16 protein-coding genes are annotated in these 24,445 nt (G+C 66.5%); 10 read left to right on the forward strand and 6 right to left on the reverse strand.

Annotated elements, in window-relative coordinates; genetic code table 11:
* Positions 1–19: 19 nt before the first annotated feature.
* A complete protein-coding gene (gene murL, locus ACUXVE_RS07265) occupies positions 20–1,372 on the forward strand; it encodes a UDP-N-acetyl-alpha-D-muramoyl-L-alanyl-L-glutamate epimerase (protein ID WP_445514112.1) in 1,353 nt (450 codons plus the stop codon).
* Positions 1,353–2,762: a UDP-N-acetylmuramoyl-L-alanine--D-glutamate ligase gene (gene murD, locus ACUXVE_RS07270; protein ID WP_222390406.1), complete on the forward strand. Its 1,410-nt coding sequence runs from the start codon at positions 1,353–1,355 to the stop codon at positions 2,760–2,762. The genes murL and murD overlap by 20 nt, the downstream gene beginning before the upstream one ends.
* 103 nt (positions 2,763–2,865) lie before the next feature.
* Here the strand turns inward: murD and ACUXVE_RS07275 are convergent, their stop codons facing one another.
* Complete coding sequence (locus ACUXVE_RS07275) at positions 2,866–3,453, reverse strand: SMI1/KNR4 family protein (RefSeq protein ID WP_093817577.1); 588 nt, start codon at positions 3,451–3,453, stop codon at positions 2,866–2,868.
* A 129-nt stretch (positions 3,454–3,582) separates the two neighbouring features.
* Here ACUXVE_RS07275 and ACUXVE_RS07280 point away from each other — a divergent pair, with 129 nt between their 5' ends.
* Entirely contained in the window at positions 3,583–4,374 is a 792-nt protein-coding gene (locus tag ACUXVE_RS07280) for a dienelactone hydrolase family protein (protein ID WP_099783146.1), read from the forward strand.
* A 108-nt stretch (positions 4,375–4,482) separates the two neighbouring features.
* Here ACUXVE_RS07280 and ACUXVE_RS07285 read toward each other — a convergent pair whose 3' ends face one another.
* Positions 4,483–5,481 carry a polyprenyl synthetase family protein gene (locus tag ACUXVE_RS07285; protein ID WP_080149467.1) on the reverse strand — a complete coding sequence of 333 codons (999 nt, stop codon included), beginning with the start codon at positions 5,479–5,481 and terminating at the stop codon, positions 4,483–4,485.
* A 215-nt stretch (positions 5,482–5,696) separates the two neighbouring features.
* Between ACUXVE_RS07285 and ACUXVE_RS07290 the strand changes: the two genes are divergently transcribed.
* On the forward strand, positions 5,697–7,310 hold the full coding sequence (locus tag ACUXVE_RS07290) for an alpha-glucosidase family protein (protein WP_445514113.1): 1,614 nt from the start codon (positions 5,697–5,699) through the stop codon (positions 7,308–7,310).
* A 412-nt stretch (positions 7,311–7,722) separates the two neighbouring features.
* On the opposite strand, the gene ACUXVE_RS07295 is transcribed toward ACUXVE_RS07290, so the two are convergent.
* The gene (locus ACUXVE_RS07295; protein ID WP_445514114.1) at positions 7,723–10,482 is read right to left on the reverse strand and encodes a TonB-dependent receptor; all 2,760 of its coding nucleotides are present in this window, start codon (positions 10,480–10,482) and stop codon (positions 7,723–7,725) included.
* 196 nt (positions 10,483–10,678) lie between these two features.
* Positions 10,679–12,733 carry a glycoside hydrolase family 97 protein gene (locus ACUXVE_RS07300; protein WP_445514115.1) on the reverse strand — a complete coding sequence of 685 codons (2,055 nt, stop codon included), beginning with the start codon at positions 12,731–12,733 and terminating at the stop codon, positions 10,679–10,681.
* Positions 12,734–12,969: 236 nt separating this feature from the next.
* On the opposite strand from ACUXVE_RS07300, the gene ACUXVE_RS07305 reads away from it, so the two are divergent.
* From ACUXVE_RS07305 to ACUXVE_RS07330, 6 genes are all read left to right on the forward strand, one after another.
* Complete coding sequence (locus tag ACUXVE_RS07305) at positions 12,970–15,162, forward strand: Six-hairpin glycosidase-like protein (RefSeq protein WP_445514116.1); 2,193 nt, start codon at positions 12,970–12,972, stop codon at positions 15,160–15,162.
* Complete coding sequence (locus ACUXVE_RS07310; protein WP_093817582.1) at positions 15,159–16,646, forward strand: MFS transporter; 1,488 nt, start codon at positions 15,159–15,161, stop codon at positions 16,644–16,646. The genes ACUXVE_RS07305 and ACUXVE_RS07310 overlap by 4 nt, the downstream gene beginning before the upstream one ends.
* Positions 16,646–18,364, forward strand: coding sequence for an alpha-amylase family glycosyl hydrolase (locus ACUXVE_RS07315; RefSeq protein WP_445514117.1), 1,719 nt, complete (start codon positions 16,646–16,648; stop codon positions 18,362–18,364). The genes ACUXVE_RS07310 and ACUXVE_RS07315 overlap by 1 nt, the downstream gene beginning before the upstream one ends.
* Positions 18,365–18,490: 126 nt before the next feature.
* Positions 18,491–18,877 (forward strand): SseB family protein, encoded by a 387-nt coding sequence (locus ACUXVE_RS07320; protein ID WP_445514118.1) that lies wholly within the window; start codon positions 18,491–18,493, stop codon positions 18,875–18,877.
* Positions 18,878–18,994: 117 nt separating this feature from the next.
* Positions 18,995–19,459 carry a GNAT family N-acetyltransferase gene (locus ACUXVE_RS07325; RefSeq protein ID WP_445514119.1) on the forward strand — a complete coding sequence of 155 codons (465 nt, stop codon included), beginning with the start codon at positions 18,995–18,997 and terminating at the stop codon, positions 19,457–19,459.
* Positions 19,456–19,761, forward strand: a complete 306-nt coding sequence (locus ACUXVE_RS07330; protein ID WP_093817585.1) for a hypothetical protein — start codon at positions 19,456–19,458, stop codon at positions 19,759–19,761. The genes ACUXVE_RS07325 and ACUXVE_RS07330 overlap by 4 nt, the downstream gene beginning before the upstream one ends.
* A 155-nt stretch (positions 19,762–19,916) precedes the next feature.
* Here ACUXVE_RS07330 and ACUXVE_RS07335 read toward each other — a convergent pair whose 3' ends face one another.
* Both ACUXVE_RS07335 and ACUXVE_RS07340 read right to left on the reverse strand, forming a co-directional pair.
* Positions 19,917–23,495 carry an ABC transporter permease/M1 family aminopeptidase gene (locus tag ACUXVE_RS07335; RefSeq protein ID WP_445514120.1) on the reverse strand — a complete coding sequence of 1,193 codons (3,579 nt, stop codon included), beginning with the start codon at positions 23,493–23,495 and terminating at the stop codon, positions 19,917–19,919.
* A 12-nt stretch (positions 23,496–23,507) separates the two neighbouring features.
* Positions 23,508–24,407, reverse strand: a complete 900-nt coding sequence (locus tag ACUXVE_RS07340; protein ID WP_445514121.1) for an ABC transporter ATP-binding protein — start codon at positions 24,405–24,407, stop codon at positions 23,508–23,510.
* Positions 24,408–24,445 lie beyond the last annotated feature (38 nt).

The raw sequence follows: 24,445 nt of genomic DNA on the forward strand, positions 1-24,445 counted from the left end.
TGCTTGAACTGGATTCACCATGACTGCTTTCGATAAACACCAGGTTTCCCGCTTCCGTTTCGTCCGCTGCGAATTCGCCGTGGACACCGGCGTGGCCAAGCTGGTCTACGCCTTCGATGACGGCCCGGAAATGGTGGAAACCGTTACCGTGCCCGGCGCTCCGTTCGTGCTGGAACCGGCCCGTGCCGATGCCGTGCAGCGCGCGCTGCGGCTGCTGCACCTGATTGCCGGCGTGAGCTACTACAAGGCCGGGGTGCCCGATACGGTCAGCATCGACAGCTACAGCATCGATGCCGATACCGCAGCGCTGGTGGAGACCATCTACCTCAACGGCCTGGGCGAATTCGCCTACCGCAACGGCCTGAACCTGCGTGGGCGCTTCCGCCTGCCGGTGCAGGGCGAGGCGGTGCAGGCGCCGGTGCTGGGCCTGCAGGCGCATGCGCTGGTGGCCATCGGCGGTGGCAAGGATTCGCTGGTCAGCATCGAAGCGCTGCGCCGGGCCGGCGTGGACGAGACGGTGACCTGGATCGGGGGTTCGCAGTTGATCCGTGCCTGTGCCGAGCGCACCGGGCTGCCGACGTTGAACCTGGGCCGCGCGCTGGCGCCGGAGCTGTTCGAGCTCAACCGCCAGGGTGCATGGAACGGGCATATCCCGGTCACCGCGGTGAACTCGGCGATCATGGTACTGGCGGCGCTGCTGCAGGGTGTGGACCAGGTGGTGTTCTCCAACGAACGTTCGGCCAGCTACGGCAGCCAGATTCCGGGCACCGGCGAGGTCAACCACCAGTGGTCGAAGGGTTGGGCGTTCGAGCAGGCCTTCGGCATGTACCTGCAGAAACAGGTGGCCGCTGACCTGCAGTACTACTCGCTGCTGCGGCCGATGTCGGAGCTGGCGGTGGCCCGCCAGTTCGCCAAGAGTGATTTCTACGACGCGCATTTCTCCAGCTGCAACCGCAACTTCCACATCCTCGGCGAGCGCCCGGTGAACCGTTGGTGCGGCGTCTGCCCGAAGTGCCACTTCGTGTTCCTGGCGCTGGCCCCGTTCATGCCCAAGACCCGCCTGGTAAGCATCTTCGGGCGCAACCTGCTGGATGACATCGAGCAGGCTGGTGGCTTCGATGCACTGCTGGAATTCCAGGACCACAAGCCGTTCGAATGCGTGGGCGAAGGCCGCGAATCGCGTGCGGCGATGGCCACCCTGGCGCAGCGCCCGGAGTGGAAGGAAGACGTGCTGGTAAAGCGCTTCTGCAATGAAATCCAGCCGCAGCTGGATGCGGCCGAGCTGGAGCTTGCACCGCTGATGCAGCTGCAGGGCGACCATCGTATTCCGGCGGCGCTGTGGGAACGGGTGCGTGAAGATTTCGCAGCTTGAAGGCAAGCGCGTAGCGCTGTGGGGCTGGGGACGTGAGGGGCGTGCTGCGTATGCGGTGCTGCGCGCGCGCCTGCCATCGCTTGGCCTGAGCCTGTTCTGCCCGGCCAGCGAGGTCGCGGCCGCGCGTGCGGAAACGCAGGGCGTGCTGGACGTGCGTGGTGAACCGTCGGCCGAGGCCCTGGCGGCATTCGAGGTGGTGATCAAGTCGCCGGGGATCAGCCCGTACCTGCCGATCGCGTTGGCGGCGGCGGAGCAGGGCACCCGCTTCATCGGCGGCACGGCGTTGTGGTTTGCCGAACATGCCGATGCCGATGGCACCGTGCGCGACACGATCTGCGTGACCGGCACCAAGGGCAAAAGCACCACCACCGCGCTGGTCGCGCACCTGCTGCGCGCCGCGGGTCATCGCACCGGCCTGGTCGGCAACATCGGCCTGCCACTGCTGGAAGTGCTGGACCCGCAACCGGCGCCTGCGTACTGGGCGGTGGAGCTGTCCAGCTACCAGACCGGCGAGGTCGCGCGCAGTGGTGCGCACCCGCAGGTGGCAGTGGTGCTGAACCTGTTCCCGGAACACCTGGACTGGCACGGCAGCGAACAGCGCTACATCGAAGACAAGCTGCAGCTGGTGACCGGGGCCGCGCCGCGCGTTGCCGTGCTCAATGCCGCAGACCCGCATCTGGCGGCGCTGTCGCTGCCCGGCAGCGAGGTGGTCTGGTTCAACCAGCCGCAGGGCTGGCACATGCGCGGTGACATCGTGCATCGCGGCGGGCAGGCGGTATTTGACACCCGCAATACGCCACTGCCGGGCCGTCACAACCGCGGCAACCTGTGCGCGGTGCTGGCCGCGCTGGAGGCACTGGGCCTGGATGCCGTGGCGCTGGCGCCGGCGGTGCAGGATTTCCGGCCGCTGCCGAACCGCCTGCAACGCATCGGCCAGGCCGATGGCCTGACCTACGTCAACGATTCGATCAGCACCACGCCGCATGCCAGCCTGGCGGCACTGGAGTGCTTTGCCGGCCAGCGCATCGCGTTGCTGGTGGGCGGGCACGATCGTGGCCTGGACTGGACTGATTTCATGCAGCACATGGCGCACGACGTGCCGCCGGTGGAGATCGTGACCATGGGCAGCAACGGCCCGCGCATCCACGCGATGCTGCAGCCGCTGGCCGACGCCGGTCGTTTCGGCCTGCACGCCGCGGCCGATCTGCCTGATGCGATGTCGCTGGCGCGTCGCGCACTGGGCGGACAGGGTGGGGTGGTGCTGCTGTCGCCGGGCGCGCCGAGCTATGGCGCCTACCGCGATTACGTTGCACGCGGGCGGCATTTCGCCGAGCTGGCCGGGTTCGACCCGGATACGATCAGCGCGATTCCGGGCATCGGGATCGCCTGACGTCCGTGCCGGCCGGTGGCCGGCAACCCGGGGATTTCATCCACGCATGGCGTGGATCTACTGGAGAGCCGAGCCCACGCCGGCTGCCGTCACCACGACGCGGTCAACGTTCCTCGTCGAGGAAGCTGTAGTCGCGATCGATCAGCTGCTGCAGGTACGCATCGAAGCTGGGCGCGATGACCGCGTAGCTGTCCGGGTCGTGCAGGTAGCGCACCACCTGGCCAACGCTGCCGCCGGGTGCGGGATCGAAATCCAGGTACAGCATCGAGGTGCCGCCGTTGTTCATGCAGTGCGAGAAGCACAGGCGGCGGCTCATCGGCAGGTCGGCATCGATGCCGGCACCGAGGATCTCCGGTTCTTCTTCCAGCCATTCCTCGTAGATGGAACGGATGCTGTCGTCCCATTGCTGCTGGTCTTCGAAGATCTGCGCGATGGAGCGCAGGTAGTACGGGTAGTCGCCCACGTCCGAGCCCAGCATCAGCACGCAGACCTCGCCCTTCGGATAGTCGCGGAAGTGCGTGCCGTCCACGCGCGAAAGCAGCTCGACCAGGCTGTCGGGCACCTGCGGCCATTGCGCGCGCAGGCGTTGCAGGTCGGCCTCGCTGGCGCCTTCGGTCCACGCCCATTGCGGGGCATCTTCCTCGGGCAGTCGCGGGATCAATCCAGACAGAAAGCGATCAACAAGGTTCATGCAGAAAAGGGGACGGAGGGGATCAAGTCGTATCCAACCACACCTGCGTCACGCCGCCAATGCAGAATGCGACGCGGGAGGGGCGATTACGGCTTAATCCCCTCCGTCCCCTTTTTCTGGAGCAGGCGCATGAACCGTTGGCGTTGCGGGGTGGCGATGGTACTGGGGCTGGCAGCGATGCCAGCGTGGGCGGCGATGAAGACCCAGCCGGTGGAGTGGAAGCACCAGGGCACGACCTTCAGTGGCGTGCTGGTCTATGACGATGGAGATGCTGACAAGCGTCCCGGCCTGGTGATGGTGCCGAACTGGAAGGGCGTGAACGAATCGGCCATCGAGAAGGCCAAGCAGCTGGCGGGCGATGACTATGTGGTGCTGGTGGCCGATGTGTACGGCAAGGGCGTGCGGCCGAAGACCGATGCCGAGGCCGGACCGGTGGCGACCAAGCTGCGCAACGACCGGCCGCTGCTGCGGGCGCGAGCGCTGGAGGCGGTCAACGTACTGAAGGCGCAGGCGGGCAAGGCGCCGCTGGACGCCAGCCGGATCGGCGCAGTGGGCTTCTGCTTCGGCGGCACCACGGTGCTGGAACTGGCCCGCGCCGGCGCACCGCTGGCGGGCGTGGTCAGCCTGCATGGCGGGCTCGGCTCCCCCTTGCCGGCGCAGGCCGGCGGCAGCCACCCGTCGGTGCTGGTGCTGAACGGCGCCGACGACAAGAGCGTGACCGCCGAGGATATCGGCAGTTTCCAGAAGGAAATGGATGCGGCCAAGGTGGACTGGGAGTTCACCAACTACAGCGGTGCGGTGCACTGCTTTGCCGAGCGCGATGCCAACAGCCCGCCGGGCTGCCAGTACAACGAACGCGCCGCCAAGCGCGCCTGGAAGGCACTGGATGAGTTCTTCGAGGAGCGTTTCGAGAGGCGTTGAAAAGGTGTGCCGACCAACGGTCGGCACTCACCCGTTCTTGCAGGTGCCGACCGTTGGTCGGCACTCACCCGTTCTTGCAGGTGCCGACCGTTGGTCGGCACTCCTCCATCAATGCGAACGCTGTACCGCGTAGCGGGCCAGGCCGCGCAGGGCGGCGACGGCATCGTTGTCGGCCAGGCCGTCAAGCGCCCGTTCGGCGGCCTCTGCATATTCCTCGGCACGACGGCGGCTGTATTCCAGGCCGCCGGTGGCGTGGATCGCCGCCAGCACTTCCGGCATCGCCGAGGCGTCACCGTTCTGCACGATCGCGCGCAGGCGCTGGCGGGTGGCCTCATCGGAATGGGCCATGGCATGGATCAGCGGCAGCGTCGCCTTGCCTTCGGCCAGGTCGTCACCCAGGTTCTTGCCCAGCTCGTCGGCGTTGGCTGAATAATCCAGCACGTCATCGGCGATCTGGAAGGCGTAGCCCAGGTGCATGCCGTAGTCGTACAGGGCCTGCTGGGTGGCTTCATCGACACCACTGGCCAGTGCACCCAGGCGCGTGCCGGCGGCGAACAGCACCGCGGTCTTGCGCTCGATCACGCGCAGGTAGGCGGCTTCGTCGGTATCCGGGTTGTGCACGTGCAGCAGCTGCAGCACTTCGCCTTCGGCAATGCGGTTGGTGGTGTCGGCCAGGATCTGCATCACCGGCATCCGGTCCAGCTCGACCATCAGCTGGAAGCTGCGCGAGTACAGGAAGTCGCCCACCAGCACGCTGGGCGCGTTGCCCCACAGGGCATTGGCGGTGCTGCGGCCGCGGCGCAGGCTGGATTCGTCCACCACGTCGTCGTGCAGCAGGGTGGAGGTGTGGATGAACTCGATGATCGCTGCCAGCTGGTGGTGCTCGGGGCCGGAGCCGCCGACCGCATGGCCGGCCAGCATCACCAGCATCGGCCGCAGGCGTTTGCCGCCAGCGGAGATGATGTGGTCGGCGATCTGGTTGATCAGCACCACATCCGAGGACAGCCGGCGGCGGATCAGGGCATCGACGGCAGCCATGTCGGCTGCGGCAAGCGACTGGATCTGGGACAGGCCCAGGGCGGGACGGGTGTCTTCGGTGATGGTCATGCGATCAGGCTTTCAGGCTCATCCCTGATTATAGGCGTTGCCTGTGAATTGGGGAGGAAACCGAAGCCAGACCACCGCCGCGTGCCACCGGGCGTGGCGTCTGGCGTGAATACGTATGCAGGCAGCGCCATCGTCGGGGAGCCGCCGCTAAGCTTGCGGGAGCAGGATTTCGGCCCGCTTCCGGCGGGCCCCGCATGCCCGGAGGGGGGCTGTCGATGTCGCACTATCCATGGTGGCGCGGAGCCGTCATCTACCAGATCTACCCGCGCAGTTTCCTCGACGCCAACGGCGACGGGGTAGGCGACCTGCCCGGCATCATCCAGCGCCTGGACCATATTGCCGCGCTGGGCGTGGATGCGATCTGGATCTCGCCGTTCTTCCGATCGCCGATGGCCGATTTCGGCTATGACATCGCCGACTACCGCGATGTCGATCCGCTGTTCGGCGACCTGGACGACTTCGACCGGCTGCTGGCCAAGGCCCACGGCCTGGGCCTGAAGGTGATGATCGACCAGGTGCTCAGCCACACCTCGATCGAGCACGCCTGGTTCCGCGAGAGCCGCCAGGACCGCAGCAACCCGAAGGCGGACTGGTATGTGTGGGTGGATCCGCGCGAAGACGGCACGCCCCCCAACAACTGGCTGTCGCTGTTCGGCGGCGGCGCCTGGCAGTGGGAGCCGCGCCGCGAGCAGTACTACCTGCACAATTTCCTGGTGGACCAGCCGGACCTGAATTTCCACAACCCGCAGGTGCAGCAGGCGACCCTGGACAACGTGCGCTTCTGGCTGGACCGGGGTGTGGATGGCTTCCGCCTGGATGCGATCAACTTCTGCTTCCATGACGCGCAGCTGCGCGACAACCCGCCCAAGCCGGCCGACAAGCGCGTCGGCCGCGGCTTCAGCGCGGACAACCCGTACGCCTACCAGTACCACTACTACAACAACACCCAGCCGGAGAACCTGCCGTTCCTGGAGCAGCTGCGTGCCCTGCTGGACGAGTACCCGGGGGCGGTGAGCCTGGGCGAGATCTCCTCGGAGGATTCGCTGGCAACCACCGCCGAATACACCCAGGATGGCCGCCTGCACATGGGCTACAGCTTCGAGCTGCTGGTCAACGATTACAGCGCGGCCTACATCCGCGACACCGTTTCGCGCCTGGAAGCGGCAATGACCGAAGGCTGGCCGTGCTGGGCGGTGTCCAACCACGATGTGGAGCGGGCGGTCAGCCGCTGGGGTGGCCATCCGGCCGACCCTCGCCTGGCGCGGATGCTGGTGGCGCTGCTGTGTTCACTGCGTGGTTCGGTCTGCCTGTACCAGGGTGAGGAGCTGGGCCTGGCAGAGGCCGAAGTGCCGTTCGAGGCGCTGCAGGACCCGTATGGGATCACCTTCTGGCCCAACTTCAAGGGGCGCGACGGCTGCCGCACGCCGCTGCCGTGGATCGACGCGCCGCTGGCCGGCTTCACCACCGGCAAGCCGTGGCTGCCGATCCCGGCCGAGCACCAGGCGGCGGCCGTGGCGGTGCAGGCGCAGGATCCGCATTCGGTGCTGTCGGCCTTCCGCGGCTTCCTGGCCTGGCGCCGTACCCAGCCGGCCCTGCTGCACGGTGACATCCGGTTCCTGGACAGTGCCGAGCCAGTGCTGCTGTTCGAGCGTATGCTTGCAGATGAAACTCTCCTGCTGGCCTTCAACCTGTCGGCCGAAGCGGTGAGCCATCCGCTGCCGGCGGGCAACTGGCAGCAGGTGGCTGTGCCGGGCCCGGATGCGGGGACGGTGCAGGGCAATGAACTGCAGCTGCCGCCGCGTGCGGTGTATTGCGCACGACGCAGCTGACCGATTTCTCCGGTGGCGGTACTTGCGGGGGCGGGGCCGAAGCGCCCCGTCCCTTTTTTGTGGGTGCGGTTCCGGTGCAGCGTATCCACGCATGGCGTGGATCTACCGGGGGGGGGGGGCGAATGAATGCCCGCCACGCATCGATTGCGATGCGGCGGGGGAGATCCACGGCATGCGTGGATGGGTGATGGATGCGACGGTAGATCCACGCCATGCGTGGATGGGGCCGTACCGATCACGCTTCACTGGCCATCGCGTTGTGCGCACAAAGGAAAACCCGCTGCCTGCGCAGCGGGTTTCCGGTCCTGTTCCCTGTGTCCTGTCGCCGGGCATGGCCCGGCGCTACCGATGGGGGTGCCGGCCAGCGGCCGGCACTACCGAGTCCTGTCGCCGGGCATGGCCCGGCGCTACCTCAGAACTTGTAGTTCACGCCCAGCATGTAGGTGCGGCCCCACTCGATGTACTCCAGCGGGCGATCCTTGGTACCGGCGTAGGTGCGGTACGGCTCGTTGGTCAGATTGCTTCCCTGCAGCAGCAGGGTCAGCCCACGCAGGCTGCTGCTGTCGCTGAAGGTATAGCTGACCTGCGCATCGGTCACGTTCTCGCCCACGACATAGCGCAGGGTGCGGTTGCCGTTGAAGTTGCCGATCTCGCCGATGAAGTCCGAACGGCGGCGCTGGCTCACGCGTGCTTCAAAGCCACTACGCTCGTAGTAGGCAGTGAAGTTGTACACGCGCTTGGACAGGCCGGGCAGGCTGATCGGGTCGGTGCCCACGCTGGACGCGCTTTCCGGATCCAGGATCTGGATGTCGCTCTTGTTGAAGGTCGCGCTGGCCTGCACGCCGAAGCCACGCAGGCTGTCGGTCAGCATTTCCAGCGGGAACGACGCGGTCAGCTCCAGGCCCTTCAGGGTGCCGCCCTTGCCATTCACCGGAGTCGAGAACGTGCCGGTCGGCAGCACCGGCACCACCATGCCCGGCGGCGGCACATAGTTGCCCAGCAGGCCGGTGAAGTCGTAGTTGTCCACCGACTGGGTGTAGACGTAGCTCTTCAGGTCCTTGTAGAAGATCGCGGCAGCCACATAGGCCTTCTCACCGAAGTACTTCTCATAGGACAGGTCCAGTGCGGTGGCGCGCCACGGGTCCAGCCGCGGGTTGCCGCCACTGCCGCCGGGGCGGCCGGTACCGGTATCGACGCCGAACTCCAGGCCCGCGCGCATCTGGTCCACGCGCGGGCGCGCGACCTGCTTGGCTGCGGCAAAACGCAGGGTCTGCTCATGCGGGAACATGAAGGCCAGGTTCAAGCTGGGCAGCCAGTCGTTGTACTTGCGGCCGTCCGAGTAGGGCTGGATGTTGTTGCCGGCCGCCTGCGAGCTGTCCCAGTAGCGCGAGTCCGAGCTCTGGTCGGTGTGCTGCATCTGCACGCCGATGTTGCCGCGCACGCCCACCACGCCGATGTCGGTGTTGATGTTCAGGCGCGCCCAGGCGGTGGTGATCTTCTCCTGCACCGTCCACGACTTGGGAATCAGGTAGTCCAGGTTGTCGACCGGATTGAAGGTCATGTAGCGACCGACCGCGCCAGGCACGTTCCAGGCCGGGATGGTGCCCAGGCCGGCGAAGCCGAGGTTGACCGGGCGGTACTGCAGATCCGATGCGATGTTGGCATCGCCCTGCGCGCCCAGCAGGATGTTGCCTTCGGACTGGGTCTTCACCTTGCGGCGGTCGGCATGATTCACGCCGATATCCAGGTCCGGTGCCCACGAGGCGATCGCTTCGGGCAGGGCGATGGTCGCGGCCAGCTTGCCGCCCTTCAGGCGGTCTTCCACCTGCGGCACCTTGCCGTAACCAGAACCGTAGATGGTGTTGGTCAGGAACAGCGCGTCCGGGTTGGAGTAGTCCAGGCCGGGGCTGATCTGCGAGAAGCCATCCTGGCGGAACTGCACACCGACCGTATCCAGTTGCGGCATCGGGGTCAGCTGCAGGTTGTTTTCCAGGTTCAGTTCGTCGCGGGTGGCCTTGGAATAGTTCAGGTCGGCAACCAGCTTGACGCTGCCGAAGGTGAACTCGTTGTTCCAACCGAACGCATCGATCTTGTCCTTGCGCTTGTTGTACATGCCGCGCACCAGCGGGTACACGCCACTGGCGGTGCCACCGGTGAAGGTGCCATTGGCGTTGACCTGCGGGTTGCTGACCAGCAGTCCCGGGGTGTAGCCGCCGTTGTAGTTGCTGAGGTTGAGCTCGAACTGGTTGGCGGTGTCGACCTGTTCCGCTTCGGTATGGAACGCGTCGAAGGTGCTGGTCCAGCTGTTGTTCGGCCGGAACTGGATCGTGGCCATCACACCGTCGCGCTTGTTGTTGCCGGTGCGGCGCAGCGCCTTGATGCCGTCGGTGAAGTAGGTGCCAGCGGCAACACCGGGGCGGTTGCCGTTGGTGGTGTGCTCGGTGGTCCACGGCTCGTACAGGCCCACCTGGTTTTCCTGGATCGGCATGTCGCTGTGCGCGTAGCCGATGGCGATGCCGAGGGTCTTGTCCAGGAACTGGTCGATGTAGCTGGCGCTGAAGCGGTTGCCGTACGGGTCGGTGTCGGCGGCGCGGCCCAGCGAACTCTTCTGGTAGCGGCCGCTGACGGCGATGACGCGGTCGGGGAAGCTGAGCGGACGTGCGGTCTGCATGTCGATGGTGCCCGACAGGCCCTGGCCGACCAGCGCTGCATCGGGGGTCTTGTACACGGTCACGCCGTTGACCAGCTCGGACGGATACTGGTCGAACTCGACGCCGCGGTTGTCGCCGGTGCTGACCACTTCACGCCCGTTGAGCAGGGTGGTGGCGAAATCCGGCGACAGTCCGCGCACGCTGATCACCTGCGCACGACCGGCCACACGCTGTGCGGCAAGGCCAGGCAGGCGCGAGATCGATTCGGCGATGCTGACGTCGGGCAGCTTGCCGATGTCCTCGGCGGAGATGGCCTCGACCACCGAGGTGGCGTCCTGCTTGGTGGCGATGGCGCTTTCGATGCCGCGACGGATGCCGGTGACCTGCACGGTGTCCAGGTTGGTGGCGGCGGTGCCGGTTGGCGGGGTTGCCGTGCTCTGCGTGGACTGCGCTGCTGCCAGCGATGGCGCCAGTACGACGGCCAACGCGATGCTCAGCGCACTGCGCTTGTGGTTCAACATTTTCCCCTCCCAGGCAATGTTGTAGTGCGATTCGTGGTCGTCCCGATGGTGTCGAGGACGTGCGACGCGGTGGCCGCTGTCGTCGCCGCTATGGTAGGCAGCGCGTTCTTCGTGGGAATCACCCTGCATACGTATTCAATGGCGTTTGCAGGGTTGTAATCGCTTCCAGATCATCATTACGGCACTACCTGCGCATTCACAGCGGTGTGAAGCGGATGGCCTGTCCGCCGCCCGGCGCCAGCACCAGGGTGAGTGAATCGGTGCTGCTGACCTCGCGGGTTTCGCGCTTGAAGGCGAAGGGGGTGCTGCGGAAATCCGCGCCATCGCCATCGCGGTAGACCTCGGCGCGGTAGCGCACGCCCGGCTCCAGGAAACCCAGCGACACCGGCAGTACGCGGCCGTTCTCGTCGGTGATGCTGCCCAGGAACCAGTCACGGCTGTTGCGGTCGCGGCGCACGATCGTCACGTAGTCGCCGACCTCGCCATCGAGCACGCGGCTCTGTTCCCAGTCCACCGCCACGTCCTCGATGAAGCGGAACGCTTGGCGGTGCTGCAGGTAGTGCTCGGGCAGGTCGGCAGCCATCTGGATAGGGCTGTACAGCACCACATACAGCGCCAGCTGGCGGGCCAGCGTGCTGGGAATGGCCTGGCCGTGGCGACCCTTCAGGCTGAGGATGCCGGGCGTGTAATCCATCGGCCCGGCCAGCATGCGGGTGAATACCAGGTTGACCTCATGCTCGGGCGGGTTCGGTGGCTGGCCCCAGGCGTTGTATTCCATGCCACGTGCGCCTTCGCGGGAAATCCAGTTCGGGTAGGTGCGGCGCAGGCCGGTGTCCTTGATCGGCTCGTGCGGGTTCACCGACAGGTGCCGGCGGGCGGCTTCCTGCACCACCTTCAGGTGATGGCGGGCCATGAACTGCCCGTCGTGCCACTCGCGCCACAGCGGGCCACCGGCCGGATTGCGGCGATCAACCTGGCCGTCGTCGCAGACGTAGCCGGTCTTGAACTGGTCCACGCCCAGCCGCGCATACAGATCCAGCGCAGCACCCAGCTGGTCTTCGTAGTGTTCGATCGCGCAGCCGGTTTCATGGTGGCCGATCAGGTGCACGCCCTTCTTCCGCCCGTACGCCGACAATGATTCGATGTCGAAATCCGGCGTGGCGCGGGTGAAGTCGAAGTCGTAACCGTTGCCGACCCAGTTGCCGTCCCAGCCAGGGTTCCAGCCTTCCACCAGCACACCACGGAAGCCGTGCGCGGCGGCGAAATCGATCACCTTCCGCGTCTTTGCGGTGGTGGCCGCATGCTTCGGTCCGGTGGCCCAGCTCTCTTCATCCAGGTGCATCGACCACCACACGCCCAGATACTTGGCCGGTTTCACCCAGCTCACATCGCCCAGCGCATTGGGCTCGTTGAGGTTGAGGATCAGGTCGGACTCGACCAGGCCGCCGGCACGGTCGGCGATCTGCAGGGTACGCCATGGCGTGGCGAAGGGCAGGGCGCGGCGCACCTTCCAGCCTTCGGCCGAAGGCGAAAGCTGGGCGCGCAGGCGCTGGCCCTCGGTGCGGCGCAGCCACATGCCCGCGTAGTCGACCAGTGCCGCCTCATGGATGGCCACGTGCAGGCCGTCGTGGCTGCGCAGGGTCATCGGCGTGTGCACCAGCGGCACTTCGCGCAGCGGGGTGCGCTGGTACAGGTATTCGTAATGGATCGGCTCGCCCGCGGGTATCCACCATGCGGTGGACTCCGGCGCGATGGCGAACTCGGTCAGCTCGTCATCGATGATCGCTTCGCGCAGGTTCGGCTGCTCGGGGAACACGTAGCGGAAGCCCAGGCCGTCGTCGTAGACGCGGAACACCAGGTCCAGCCGGCGCTTGCTGCCGGTGGTTTCGGCCAGGTGCACGATCAGTTCGTTGAAGTGGTTGCGGGTGAGCCGGCGCTCGCCCCAGGGCTGTTCCCAGCTGTCGTCGACACTGCGCCGTTCCTGCGCCAGCAGGCTGAAGTCGCGGTCGAGGCGACCATCGCGCAGTTCAAAACCCAGCTTCGAATCGGCCACCACGGTCTGGCCGAGGCGCTCGACGCGGTAGCGCGCGGTACCGCCGTCCAGCACCAGGCTGACCTTCAGCACCTTGTCCGGTGATTCGACGCTGGCGATCTGCGGCGCCGCCGCCTGTGCCAGCGCGGCCCATCCCAGCAGGGCCAGGCCGAAAGCGTGCGCGAGTACTGCGCGTACCGTTGTGGGTGACGTCGGCATTTCCCCTCCCAAGGCGCCGTTGACAGACCCGGACCATAAGCCAGCCCGGCAGGCCTGCCGGTACTGCACGCCATGAATACGTATGCAGCTGGACGCAGCCGACAGCCCCGCGTCTACCATGGGGCCAGGGCACCTTGAGGGAGGTGCCGCGCCCGCACGCCGGCAACGGCAGTGCGGACCCACAACGGTGCAGAGAGGGAGGGAGGTCGACGGGCGCAAGCCGGTCTGCCGCTTCGATGCTGAAGATCATTTGCCTGACCGCTGCCCTGGGGGCAGCGCTGGGGACGACCGCGCACGCGGCCGACCTGACATTCGACGGCCGCCTGGCGCGCGCCGAATCCGCTGCCAAGGGCAGTTTCATCCTGCATGCGCCGAAGGGTGAGGTGCGCATCGCCGCCGCGCCCATGCGCAGCCAGACCGGCAGCGTGATGTTCGATGCGCTGTTCGCGCTGGCCCAGCAGGAAATGGACCAGGACCGGGTGGATGCCATCCGCGATCCGGCCTTCGACGAAGGCCGTCCGGTACCGTGCGAGTGCTTCCAGACCGGCGCGCGCTGGCCGTATGTGTGGACGCGTGACGTCAGCTTTGCAGCCGATCTGGCGCTGGCCAAGCTGGACCCGAAGCGCACCCGTCAGTCGTTGCAGTTCAAGTTGTCGGCGGCGCGCGACGGGCATACGCCGGGCCTGTTCGTGGCCCAGGACACCGGCTCCGGTGGCAGCTGGCCGATCAGCAGCGACCGCGTGGTGTGGTTCCTCGCCGCACGCCACCTGCTGGATGATCCTGCGTTTGCCGAGCAGGTCTGGCAGGCCCTGCAGGGCACACTGGCGCAGGACCGGGCGATGGTCTTCGATGCGCAGTTGGGCCTGTATCGCGGCGAGACCTCGTTCCTTGACTGGCGCGAGCAGACCTATCCGGACTGGACGCGCCAGGACGTGCGCTTCATCGGTGATTCCTACGCGCTGTCCACCAATGTGCTGCATTACCAGGCACTGCGCCTGGCGCAGCAGATGGCCGCGCAGCGGGGCGACGAGCGCAGCGAGCAGTACAGGGCCTGGGCCGATGCACTGGCGGTGCAGATCGACGCGCGCTTCTGGCGCGAAGACATGGGCCAGTACATGAGCTACATCGGCGAGGCGGCGCACCCGGTGCCGTACGCCAAGATCGATCTGCTCGGCCTGTCGCTGGGCATCCTCGCCGACGTGCTGCCCACTGAACGTGCGCGTCGTGCGCTGGCGGACTATCCGATGGGCGCTGCCGGCAGCCCGGTGGTGTGGCCGCAGGAAGCGCAGCAGCCGATCTACCACAACCGTGCGGTCTGGCCGTTCGTCAGCGCGTACTCGCTGCGCGCGGCGCGCAAGGTGGACGATGCGCCGCGCATCGCTGCCGAGATCCGCTCGCTGATGCAAGGGGCGGCGCTGGCAGGTTCCAACATGGAGAACTACGAGCTGGTCAGCCAGGCCGTGCACGTGGACGAAGGCGCGTTGAGCGGGCCGGTGGTCAACTCCGAGCGCCAGCTGTGGTCGGTGGCCGGCTATCTGTCGATGGTCACCGAAGGCGTGTTCGGCGTGCAGGACGACGGTCGCGTGCAGCCCAAGCTGCCGGCCGAGCTGGTGCCGGAGCTGTTCGGAAAGCAGAAGCGGATCAGTCTGGAGGCGGGCGGCAAGCGCTATGTGCTGGAGCGCCCAAGGCAGGTGGGCGCTGGCTTGTTGATCGCGGGGAAAACGCGTACGCGCGGCACCACGACCACCGTGCAGCTGGTCGCTGCGTCGGCAGCCGTGAGCCGTGATCTGCCGCGTGCCGATGCCAATGCACGAGCACCGGCCACGCCGCTGGCACCGCAGGCAAAGCGCAGTGGCAAGGGCTGGTCGGTCGCGGTGGCTGCCGGCCAGGTCCTCTGGCAGGACGGTGTCGCGGCCACGGCCAGCAAGGGCCAGGTGCGCGTCGGCGATGATGGCCTGCAGCACTGCCTGAGCCTGACCCGGCGCGAAGGTGCGCTGGAATCCCTGCACAGCCCGATGGTCTGCGTCGGCCCGCAGCAGGTGCTGCGGGGCAGCCGGCAATGGCAGTTCAATGCAGCCAGGGCGGGCCACGTGCGCCTGCGCCTGCAGTACAGCAACCCGAACGGCCCGATCAACACCGGTGTGACCGCGGCGGTGAAGCAGCTGGCCGTGCAGTGCAAGGGCCAGCCTCCGCAGCGGCACACGGTAACGCTGCCGCACAGCGTGGCGGCGCAGGACTCGACCGCGGCAACCTTCGCGGTACCCAAGGGCCGCTGCACGGTGACGCTGGAAGAGGGCTTCAACATGAGCGCGCTGCAGCACTTCGCGCACTACACCGGCGGCAAGGGCGGTCGTGATGGCGTGCTGAACCAGGCCCAGGTGCAGGCGCTGAAGATTGCGCCGGTGGCGGCAGCAGAGGACGCACGATGAGCCGTCCTGCAAAACCGCAGTTGTCGTTCTGGCAGATCTGGAACATGTGCTTTGGCTTCCTTGGCATCCAGTTCGGCTTTGCCCTGCAGAACGCCAACGCCAGCCGCATCTTCGAAACACTGGGTGCGGACATGGACGCGGTGCCCGGACTGTGGATCGCCGCACCGCTGACCGGCCTGCTGGTGCAGCCGGTGATCGGCTACCTGTCCGACCGCACGTGGACACGCTGGGGACGGCGCCGCCCGTTCTTCATGATCGGCGCGGTGCTGACCACGCTGGCCCTGCTGGTGATGCCGAACTCGCCGACGCTGTGGATCGCGGCTGGCACGCTGTGGGTGCTGGACGCCTCGATCAACGTGTCGATGGAGCCGTTCCGCGCTTTCGTTGGCGACCAGCTGGCACCGCGGCAGCGCCCGGCGGGCTATGCCATGCAGAGTTTCTTCATCGGCGTCGGCGCGATCGTTGCCAGCTTCCTGCCCTTCATCCTGGCCCACTTCGGCGTTGCCAACACGGCAGCGGCGGGCGAGGTGCCCGATACCGTGCGCTATGCGTTCTACTTCGGCGCGGTGGTGCTGCTGGCGGCGATCACCTGGACGGTGGTCAGCACCCGTGAGTATTCGCCCGACGAGCTGGCCAGCTTCGATGATGCCGAACCACCGGCGCATCACGCCGGGGCCGCGGTCACCGGGCCCGCGCCGTGGACCCAGGTCGCGCTGTGGCTCGGTCTCGGTGCGCTGCTGGCGGTACTGATCGCGTGGCGCCACGGCGACAAGATGCTGTACGTGCTGGCCGGCCTGTGCGCGGGTTACGGCGCACTGCTGGCGGCGGCGCGGGTACTACCGGGCACGCACATGCTGGCCGCCATCGTCGGCGACCTGCGCGCGATGCCGATCACCATGCGCCGGCTGGCCTGGGTGCAGTTCTTTTCCTGGTTCGCCCTGTTCGCGATGTGGATCTTCACCACGCGTGCGGTGGCCGGCATGCATTTCGGTTCCACCGATGTCGAATCGGCGGCCTACAACGAAGGTGCCAACTGGGTGGGCGTGCTGTTCGGTGCCTACAACGGCTTCGCCGCACTGGCCGCGCTGCTGATCCCGCCGATGGTGCGGGCGATCGGCCTGCGCTGGAGCCACCTGGTCAACCTGTGGCTGGGTGGGGCAGGGCTGATCTCGATGATGTTCATCGACGATCCGCAGTGGCTGCTGCTGTCGATGGTCGGCGTCGGCTTTGCCTGGGCCTCGATCCTGTCGCTGCCCTATGCGCTGCTGTCGGACAGCGTCCCGGCAGCGAAGATGGGCGTGTACATGGGCATCTTCAATTTCTTCATCGTGATCCCGCAGCTGGTCGCGGCCAGCGCGCTCGGTTTCGCCCTGCGTGCATGGCTGGGGGGCCAGCCGATGCATGTCCTGGTGCTGGGTGGCTGCAGTCTGTTGATTGCCGGTCTGTGCGTGTTGCGGGTTCCGTCCCGTCCGGAGGTGGTGTGATGCGTGGTGCCCTGTCTGCTGCTGTATCCCTTGTGCTGTTCGCTGGCCATGCTTCGGCTGCGCCACGTCCGGCCTATGTTGGTACCACCGAGCCGTTCGCCAGTGACGCGGTGTACTTCGTGGTCACCGACCGCTTCGTCAACGGCGATCCGTCCAACGACCATCGCGACCAGGGCGGCAAGCACCGTACCTTCGATATTCCGGTGCCATGCCCGGACAGGGTGGACGGCAACATCGGCTATCTCGGTGGCGATTTCCGTGGCGTGCTCGACAATGCCGACTACATCCGCAACCTCGGTTTCGGCGCGGTGTGGATCACGCCCATCGTCGACAACCCGGACGAAGCCTTCACCGGCAGCAAGCCGATCAGCTGTACCAGCACCCTGACCGACCGTGGCAAGACCGGCTACCACGGCTACTGGGGCATCAACTTCTACACGCTGGACGAGCACCTGCCGAGCAGGGACCTGGATTTTGCCGGGTTGACCAAGGGCCTGCACGGCGCCGGCCTGAAGGTGGTGCTGGACATCGTCGGCAACCATGGTTCGCCGGCCTGGACCATGCCCAAGCGGCAGCCGCAGTTCGGCCAGATCTTCGACAAGGACGGCAGGCTGATTGCCGACCACCAGAACCTGCCGCCACAGAAGCTGGACCCGAAGCACAATCCGCTGCACGCGTTCTACAACAACATCGGCCCGGTCGACAGCAAGGACGGCTCGATCTTCGATGGCAACCTGGCCGAGCTGGGCGACTTCAACCAGGACAACCCGGCAGTGATGGAGTACCTGGTAGGGGCGTACCTGCAGTGGACCGCGCAGGGTGTGGATGCGCTGCGCATCGACACCATCGGCTGGCTGCCGCATCCGTGGTGGCACGAGTTCGTCAACCGCATCCGCGCGCAGCATCCGGGCATGTTCATGTTCGGCGAAGCGTTCGACTACAACGCCGCCAGCATCGCCGAACACACCTGGCCGGCCAACGCCAATGTCAGCGTGCTCGACTTCCCGCTGCGCGGCGCGCTGGAGCAGGCCTTCGGCAGCGCCGGCAAGGGCTTTGAAACGCTGGCTGAGCCGCTGCACCTGACCGGTGGCCCGTACGCCAACCCGTATGAGCTGATGAGTTTCTACGACAACCACGACATGCCGCGCCTGCAGGCCAGCGACAGCGGCTTCATCGACGCGCACAACTGGCTGTTCACCGCGCGCGGCATTCCGGTGGTCTATTACGGATCGGAAACCGGCTTCATGCGCGGCCGTGCGGAGCACGCCGGCAACCGTGCCTACTTTGGCCAGCCGCGGGTGGATGCAGCCCCGCAGAGCCCGATCTTCGCCCCGCTGCAGCGCATCGCCACGCTGCGCGGGAGTACGCCGGCGTTGCAGCGCGGCCTGCAGGTGAACGAACGTCTGCAGGGCGATGAAGCGGTGTTCTTCCGTGTGCTGCAGCATGGCGACGTGGCGCAGACCGCGCTGGTGCTGCTGAACAAGGGCGATGCCGCGAAGACCTTCAGCGTGGACCGCTACCTGCAGCCCGGCCTCTGGCGCGACGCGCTGGACGGCGGCCAGGTGACGGTGAAGGGCAGCCTGAAGGCGGAGGTGCCGGCGCACGGGGTGAAGGTGTTTGTGCTGGATGCGGACGTGCAGCAGCCGGCCCTGCAGGCCGAACTGGACAAGGCCATGGCCGATCAGCAGGCACGCGACCAGCGGCTTCGGAAACGGTAGTGCCGGCCGCTGGCCGGCAGCCTCTTCGTCGTTGGACCCAATGCAGTTGCCGGCCAGCGGCCGGCACTACCCGGTCCGGCGGCATCCGGCACAATAGGCACCCCCCTGATGCCGCGCCGTACTGCCATGACCGACCTTGCCCCGCAGACCCCGATCGAAACCCTGCTCAAGGCCACGATGGACGGAACGGTGCCCATCCGCGCGTTCATGGAGGCCTTCGTTGCTTCCCAGGTGGTGCTGCTGACCGGCAGCCTGGTCACGCCCGATGGGAGTGGCTTCGATCCGCTGCTGTTCGACAAGCAGGGCACCCTGCACGTGGCCGTGTTCACCGATCCGGCGCGGGTGGGCATCTACAGCCAGCAGGCCGAGCATCAGGTCCGCTGGCTGATGCTGGACGTGCTGCGCCGCGTGCCTGGCGGCTACGGCGTGGTGATCAACCCGGGTACTACGCTGGGCTTCGAGATCTCGCCCAGCGGCGTCGGCGAGATCCTGAAGGACTTCGCGCAGGGCTGAGGTTCAGATCGCTGCGGAGCCGATCCCTTGCACTGTTTGGTTGATTGCAACGATTTGCAGTGGCTGCAGACGTGAAGCATGCTTGCCTGAAGGACGATCAGGACAGCGAGGTTACCCATGGAGTTCAGGATGCTGGCGCCGGCGGCGCCGGAGTGCGAACAGCTGGCGCAGTGGTATCACGCGCAGTGGGGAAAGGATGCAGGCTTCACTCTGGAAGATGAGCGTCTGCGGCTGCGCAAGCCCAAGGACGCGCAGGGATTCCCGCATCTGCTGGCGGCAATCGACGATGGGCAGGTGGCCGGCGCCGTGCAGCTCAAGCGCGGTGAGATGCCCGGTTTCCCCGAGTATGAGCACTGGCTGGGAAGCGTGTATGTGGCCGACAGCCAACGCGGGCGAGGGTTGGCCAGCATGCTTGTCGAACGCGCAGTGAAGCACGCCCGGTCGATGGGCATATCGCAGCTCTACCTGCAGACCGAGTCGCTGGACGGTGGTCTGTATGCGCGATTGGGGTGGAAGCCCGTTGTCGAGGCCGACACGCGTGGCTTCCCTGTGCTGGTGATGGTCCGCGGGTTGAGCGCATGAGCACCGCCCCGGCCCGGCATTCCCGTCTTGCCCTGGCCTTCCTGATCGGCGCCATCGTCGCAGCCCTCATCGCCATGCCATTGCTGCGCGCGGTCGGCATCGTGCAGTGGCCGGTGTTCGTCATCGCCTGGCTGATCAATCTTGGCGCGGCCTGGCATCTGGGCGTTTGGGCAGGGCTGCAGGGCCGTTCGCAGTTTGCCTTCATGTTGCTGGCTGCACTCGGCACCGTGGCGTCGATCGTGATCTACGTGCTGCTGGCGGTGCTGGGGCCGAAGGCCGGTTCGCAGGGCCCCGCAGCGTAGCCCAGGGCGTCAACCGGTCAGTACGGCATCCACGCCGCGCATGGATGCATTCCAGTAGATCCACGCCATGCGTGGATGCATTCCCGTAGATCCACGCCATGCGTGGATGCCGCAGCAGATCAGTGCCGGCCCGAAGGCCGGCACCGCCACTCACATCACATCGTCACCTTGCGCCGGTTGTCTTCGCTCACCCGGTCGATCAGCTTGTTGTACGGATCGAAACCGGCCTCGTCCGGCTTGGCATCCACCGTCACGGTGATCGTCGGCGCTGCCGTGGTGATGTGATGGCGCTGCAGGTACAGCACCTTCTGGTCGCGTTCCTTGCCCGAGGGACCATTGGCGAACACACCGATCTCGACCCAGTCGTCCAGCGTGGCCGGCGTTTCCTTGCCCTGGCCATCGGCATGGACCTTGGCGGCGTGCAGCTTCAGGGTGACGTCGTAGCGGCCATCGGCACGATTGCGCGCGCTGGCGGTCTCCAGCCGGTTGTCGTACAGCGTGATCTTCTCGAACAGATCGGTCAGCAGCTGCTGGCGGTCGGCCGGGGTCTCCGCACGCAGGTAGTCCAGCAGCTCCCGCGAGGTGGTGTACGGCGGCTGCTGGTAGCCCTTGTCCTGCAGGAAGCGCTGCAGGGCACGGTTCAGCGCCTGTTCGCCGATTTCCTCACGCAGGCGGTAGAACACCAGCGAACCCTTGCGATAGTGGATGTACTGCTGGTTCTCCACCCGTTCCAGCGGCAGTTCCTCGATGCGCTCGCCGCCCCGGCCGGCCAGGTAGCGGTCAAGTTCGGTCTTCAGGAACTGGCGCATGTGCGCGCGGCCGTACTCCTTTTCCATCACCATCAGCGCCGAGTACTGCGACAGCGATTCGGACAGTACCGTGGCGCCCTGCACGTTGGCACCGATCACCTGGTGCGCCCACCACTGGTGTGCGATCTCATGCGCGGTGACGTAGAACACGTAGTCCACCTTGTCCGGGTCACGCAGGTCGGCGATGAAGCCGATCGACTCGGAGTAGGGGATGGTGTTGGCGAAGGACTGGGCAAAGCTCTGGTAGCCCGGGAACTCGATGATGCGCACCTGGCGGTGCTGGTAGGGCGTGAAGTTGGCCTCGTAGTAGGCCAGCGACTTCTGCACCGCCTCGATCATGCGGTCCACGTTGTAGGCATGGGCCGGGTCGAAGTACACCTCGATCGGAATGTCCTTGTACATGCCCTTCTTCACCTGCCAGCGCGCCGACAGGTAGGCGTAGAAGTTGAGCATGGGCCGGTCCATCGCATAGCTGAAGCAGCGGCGACCGTTCACGGTGGTCTCGTGCTGCAGGTAGCCCGGGGCCAGCGCGACCTGGTCCGGTGCGGTGCAGATGGTGGTACGGAAGTCCAGCCAGTCGGCGTCGTCGGAGATGTAGGTGTTGGCACGTGCTGCTTCATCCTCCAGCTTCGGCATGCGGGTCGGCTCACCCAGCCCGCGCTTGCGCCGTTCGTTGCGGTCCTCCAGCTCGCCGCGCGGGTCGTAGCCGAATGACGGCAGCAGGGTGCTGTTGAAGAACGTGCCGTTGTCCACGATGTTGCTGGGTGCCTGGCCGGCGGTGATGCCCTTGGGGCGTTGTTCGACACGGAAATGCACCTGGCGCTGCTCGCCGGGTTGCAATGGCGTGGCCAGGCGGTAGATGCGGTAACCCAGGTCGACGTCATGGAAGGCCAGGGTCTGCCCGCCCAGGTCGACCTTGACCAGATTGCGGTCATCGCCCATCGCGATGTGGATGTCACTGATCGGGGCAGCGTGGGTGTTGCGCACCGTCCAGTCGGCATCGATGACCATCGACTGGGTTTCCGGTTGCAGGTCCACGCGGTTGTCGACGGCGACGATGCGCGGTTGCGGCAGGTTCCTGTACTTGGACAGCTCGCGCTCGTAGCGCACCTGCAGGTCGCGCTGCTGGTCGGGAGACAGGAATTCATTGCGGATGTTGGTGCTCCAGTACAACCATCCGCCGAGTGCGACAAAGCCGAGCAGGGATACGGCAAAGCCCGCGCCCGTCGGACCGCGCAGGCGGCGTGCCGCCAGCTTCAGCCGGTCACGCGCACTGGCGCCGACGCCGCGCACCCAGAACGCGGAGGCAAGGAACAGCAGCGCGGCCAGCAGCAGGCCCCAATAGGCCTGGAAGACCAGCTGCCCAGGCAGGAAGTGGCCGTAGCCGTTCATGTCCGAGTACGGGGCGTTGGGCCAGTTGCCGAAGTTGTACAGGTTCTGGGTGAAGTCCAGCAGGCCCAGCGCGACCTGCGCGATCATCACCACGATCAACAGCGCGTAGCCGAAGAACTTGTTGTTGGTCAGGACCTGCAGGACCAGCGCCATGCCGCCCATCAGCACATAGAACACCGAACCGAGGGCCAGCACCTTCAGGTACAACAGCGGCTCCAGGTGGGTATATCCCTGCACCAGCTGCATCGCCATCGACACCACCGCACCGATGGCCTGGAAGCAGGCGACGATCACCACCAGGGTGGTCAGCCGGGCCAGCAGCGGTACCCAGTTGGGTACGGGCATGGCGTCGTTGACTTCGTTCAAGCGGACCGCGCGCTCCTTCCAGACCAGTTCGCCGGAATAGAACAGCACGATGATCACCAGCAGCCAGCTGTAGGCGCCCTGCAGGGCCGACAGCATTTCGGTGGTGACCGGCCAGATCGGCGTGCCATAGACCGCGCTCTGGTGCAGGGCGGCGGGGATGAAGTTTGCCAGGCCCAGCACCAGCAGCACGATGAACGGCACCCCGCGCAGGACGCCGAGGGTGTCAAAGCGCACCTGGCGCACGAACTGGTGCCAGCCGGTTGCCGCGCTGAAGCGGGGGCGCACGCGCGGCGCGGTGATCGCCGCCGGTCGCGGCGCATCGGCGCTGGCCACGGCCTGGCGACGGCCCCAACGCCTGCGTCCACTGCCGGTACGCTCGGTGCGGAACAGAGCGAAGGTGGCGGTGAACAAGACGGCGGCCACGCCCAGCCACAGGGCACGGTTGGCCAGCAGGTAGCCCGCCACCTCGGGCAGGCGGGTGTTGCTCTGCTCGGCGGCCCAGTAGCGGACCGTGCGGCCGAGCGCGCGCATGCCCAGTGGCTCGGTCAACGTGGCGATCCAGACGTTGTCGATATCGCTCAGCAGCGAGGCACTCACGCCATACAGCACGAAGTAGCCGACCAGGCCGATGTAGACCCACAGGATCGAGCGCGTCAGCGCCGCCAGCAGCGACAGCAGGGCGGTGGTGAACAACACGTTGGGCAGCACGATCCAGGTGAAGGTCCAGGCGTAGCTGGCCAGCGAAACCGGGCCGACGCGCGCCTTGTCCACCCAGGGCATGAACGGCCCCAGGAAGATGCCCAGCGCGATGATCAGGTAGACCACCAGGCTGGCGCAGATCGCTGCCAGGATGCGTCCGGCCAGGTAGTCGCGGCGCTTGATCGGGCTTGCGAAGATCAGCTCCGAGGTGCCCAGCTCGAAGTCGCGCAGCAACGCATTGCTGACGAACAGGGTGGACACCAGCATGCCCATCATGGTGAAGATGCCCATGAAGCGCGCGATGACGATCGGCGCATTGCTGTGCACGTTGTTGACGCCGCCGCCGATCTGTACGGCTTCGGAGGAGGCGGCGGCGAAGGCCAGCGCGGCGAACAGGAACGCCAGCAGCCACAGCAGCGGCGAACGCAGCTGCTCGCGCAGCTCGAAGCGGAAGAAGGTGAGGATCATGGTGTGCTCCGCTCAGGCTGCACGGGCACGCGCCTGCAGGCGCAGGCGCTGGAAATACACATCCTCGAGATCGGGGGCGACCGCAGTGAAGCCATCACCGGGGTCGCTGGCGCTGTGCACGTGGATCACCGGGCGGCCGCCGACCAGGCGCGAGGACAGCACCGTGTAGCGCGCCTCGTGGCCGGCCAGTTCGGAAGGCTCCACCTGCTTGCGCCAGACCTGCTGCTGCAATGCCTCGATGGCATCGGTGGGACGACCGGTCAGCAGCACCTGGCCCTTGTTCATGATCGCCATGGTGGGGCACAGGTCGGTCACGTCCTCGACGATGTGGGTGGACAGGATCACCGCCACGTTCTCGCCGATGGCCGCCAGCAGGTTGAGGAAGCGGTTGCGCTCTTCCGGATCAAGGCCGGCGGTGGGTTCGTCGACGATCACCAGGCGCGGGTCGCCCAACAGCGCCTGGGCGATGCCGAAGCGCTGGCGCATGCCGCCGGAGTAGGTGCCCAGCTTGCGCTTGCGTGCATCCCACAGGTTCACCTGCTGCAGCAGGCCATCGACCACCTCGCGGCGCTGACCGCGCTGGGTCAAGCCCTTCAGTACGGCAAAGTGTTCCAGCAGGTCCAGCGCGCTGACCTTCGGGTACACCCCGAAATCCTGCGGCAGGTAGCCCAGGCGGCGGCGCACCGCATCCTTGTCGCGCAGCACGTCGATCGGCGATTCACCCGGAATGCTCAGGGTGGCACTGCCGCTGTCGGCCTCCTGCAGGGTGGCCAGCGTGCGCATCAGCGAGGATTTCCCCGCGCCGTTGGGCCCGAGCAGGCCAAACATGCCGCGGGGAATATCCAGGGTGACGCCGTTCAACGCGTGTACGCCGTTGGCGTACGTCTTGGACAGCGAATCGATCTTCAGCATGCGACGTACACCTTTCCGTGTGTTGATCTGCTGTTTAT

Source organism: Stenotrophomonas sp. 3(2025) (genome assembly GCF_052665395.1).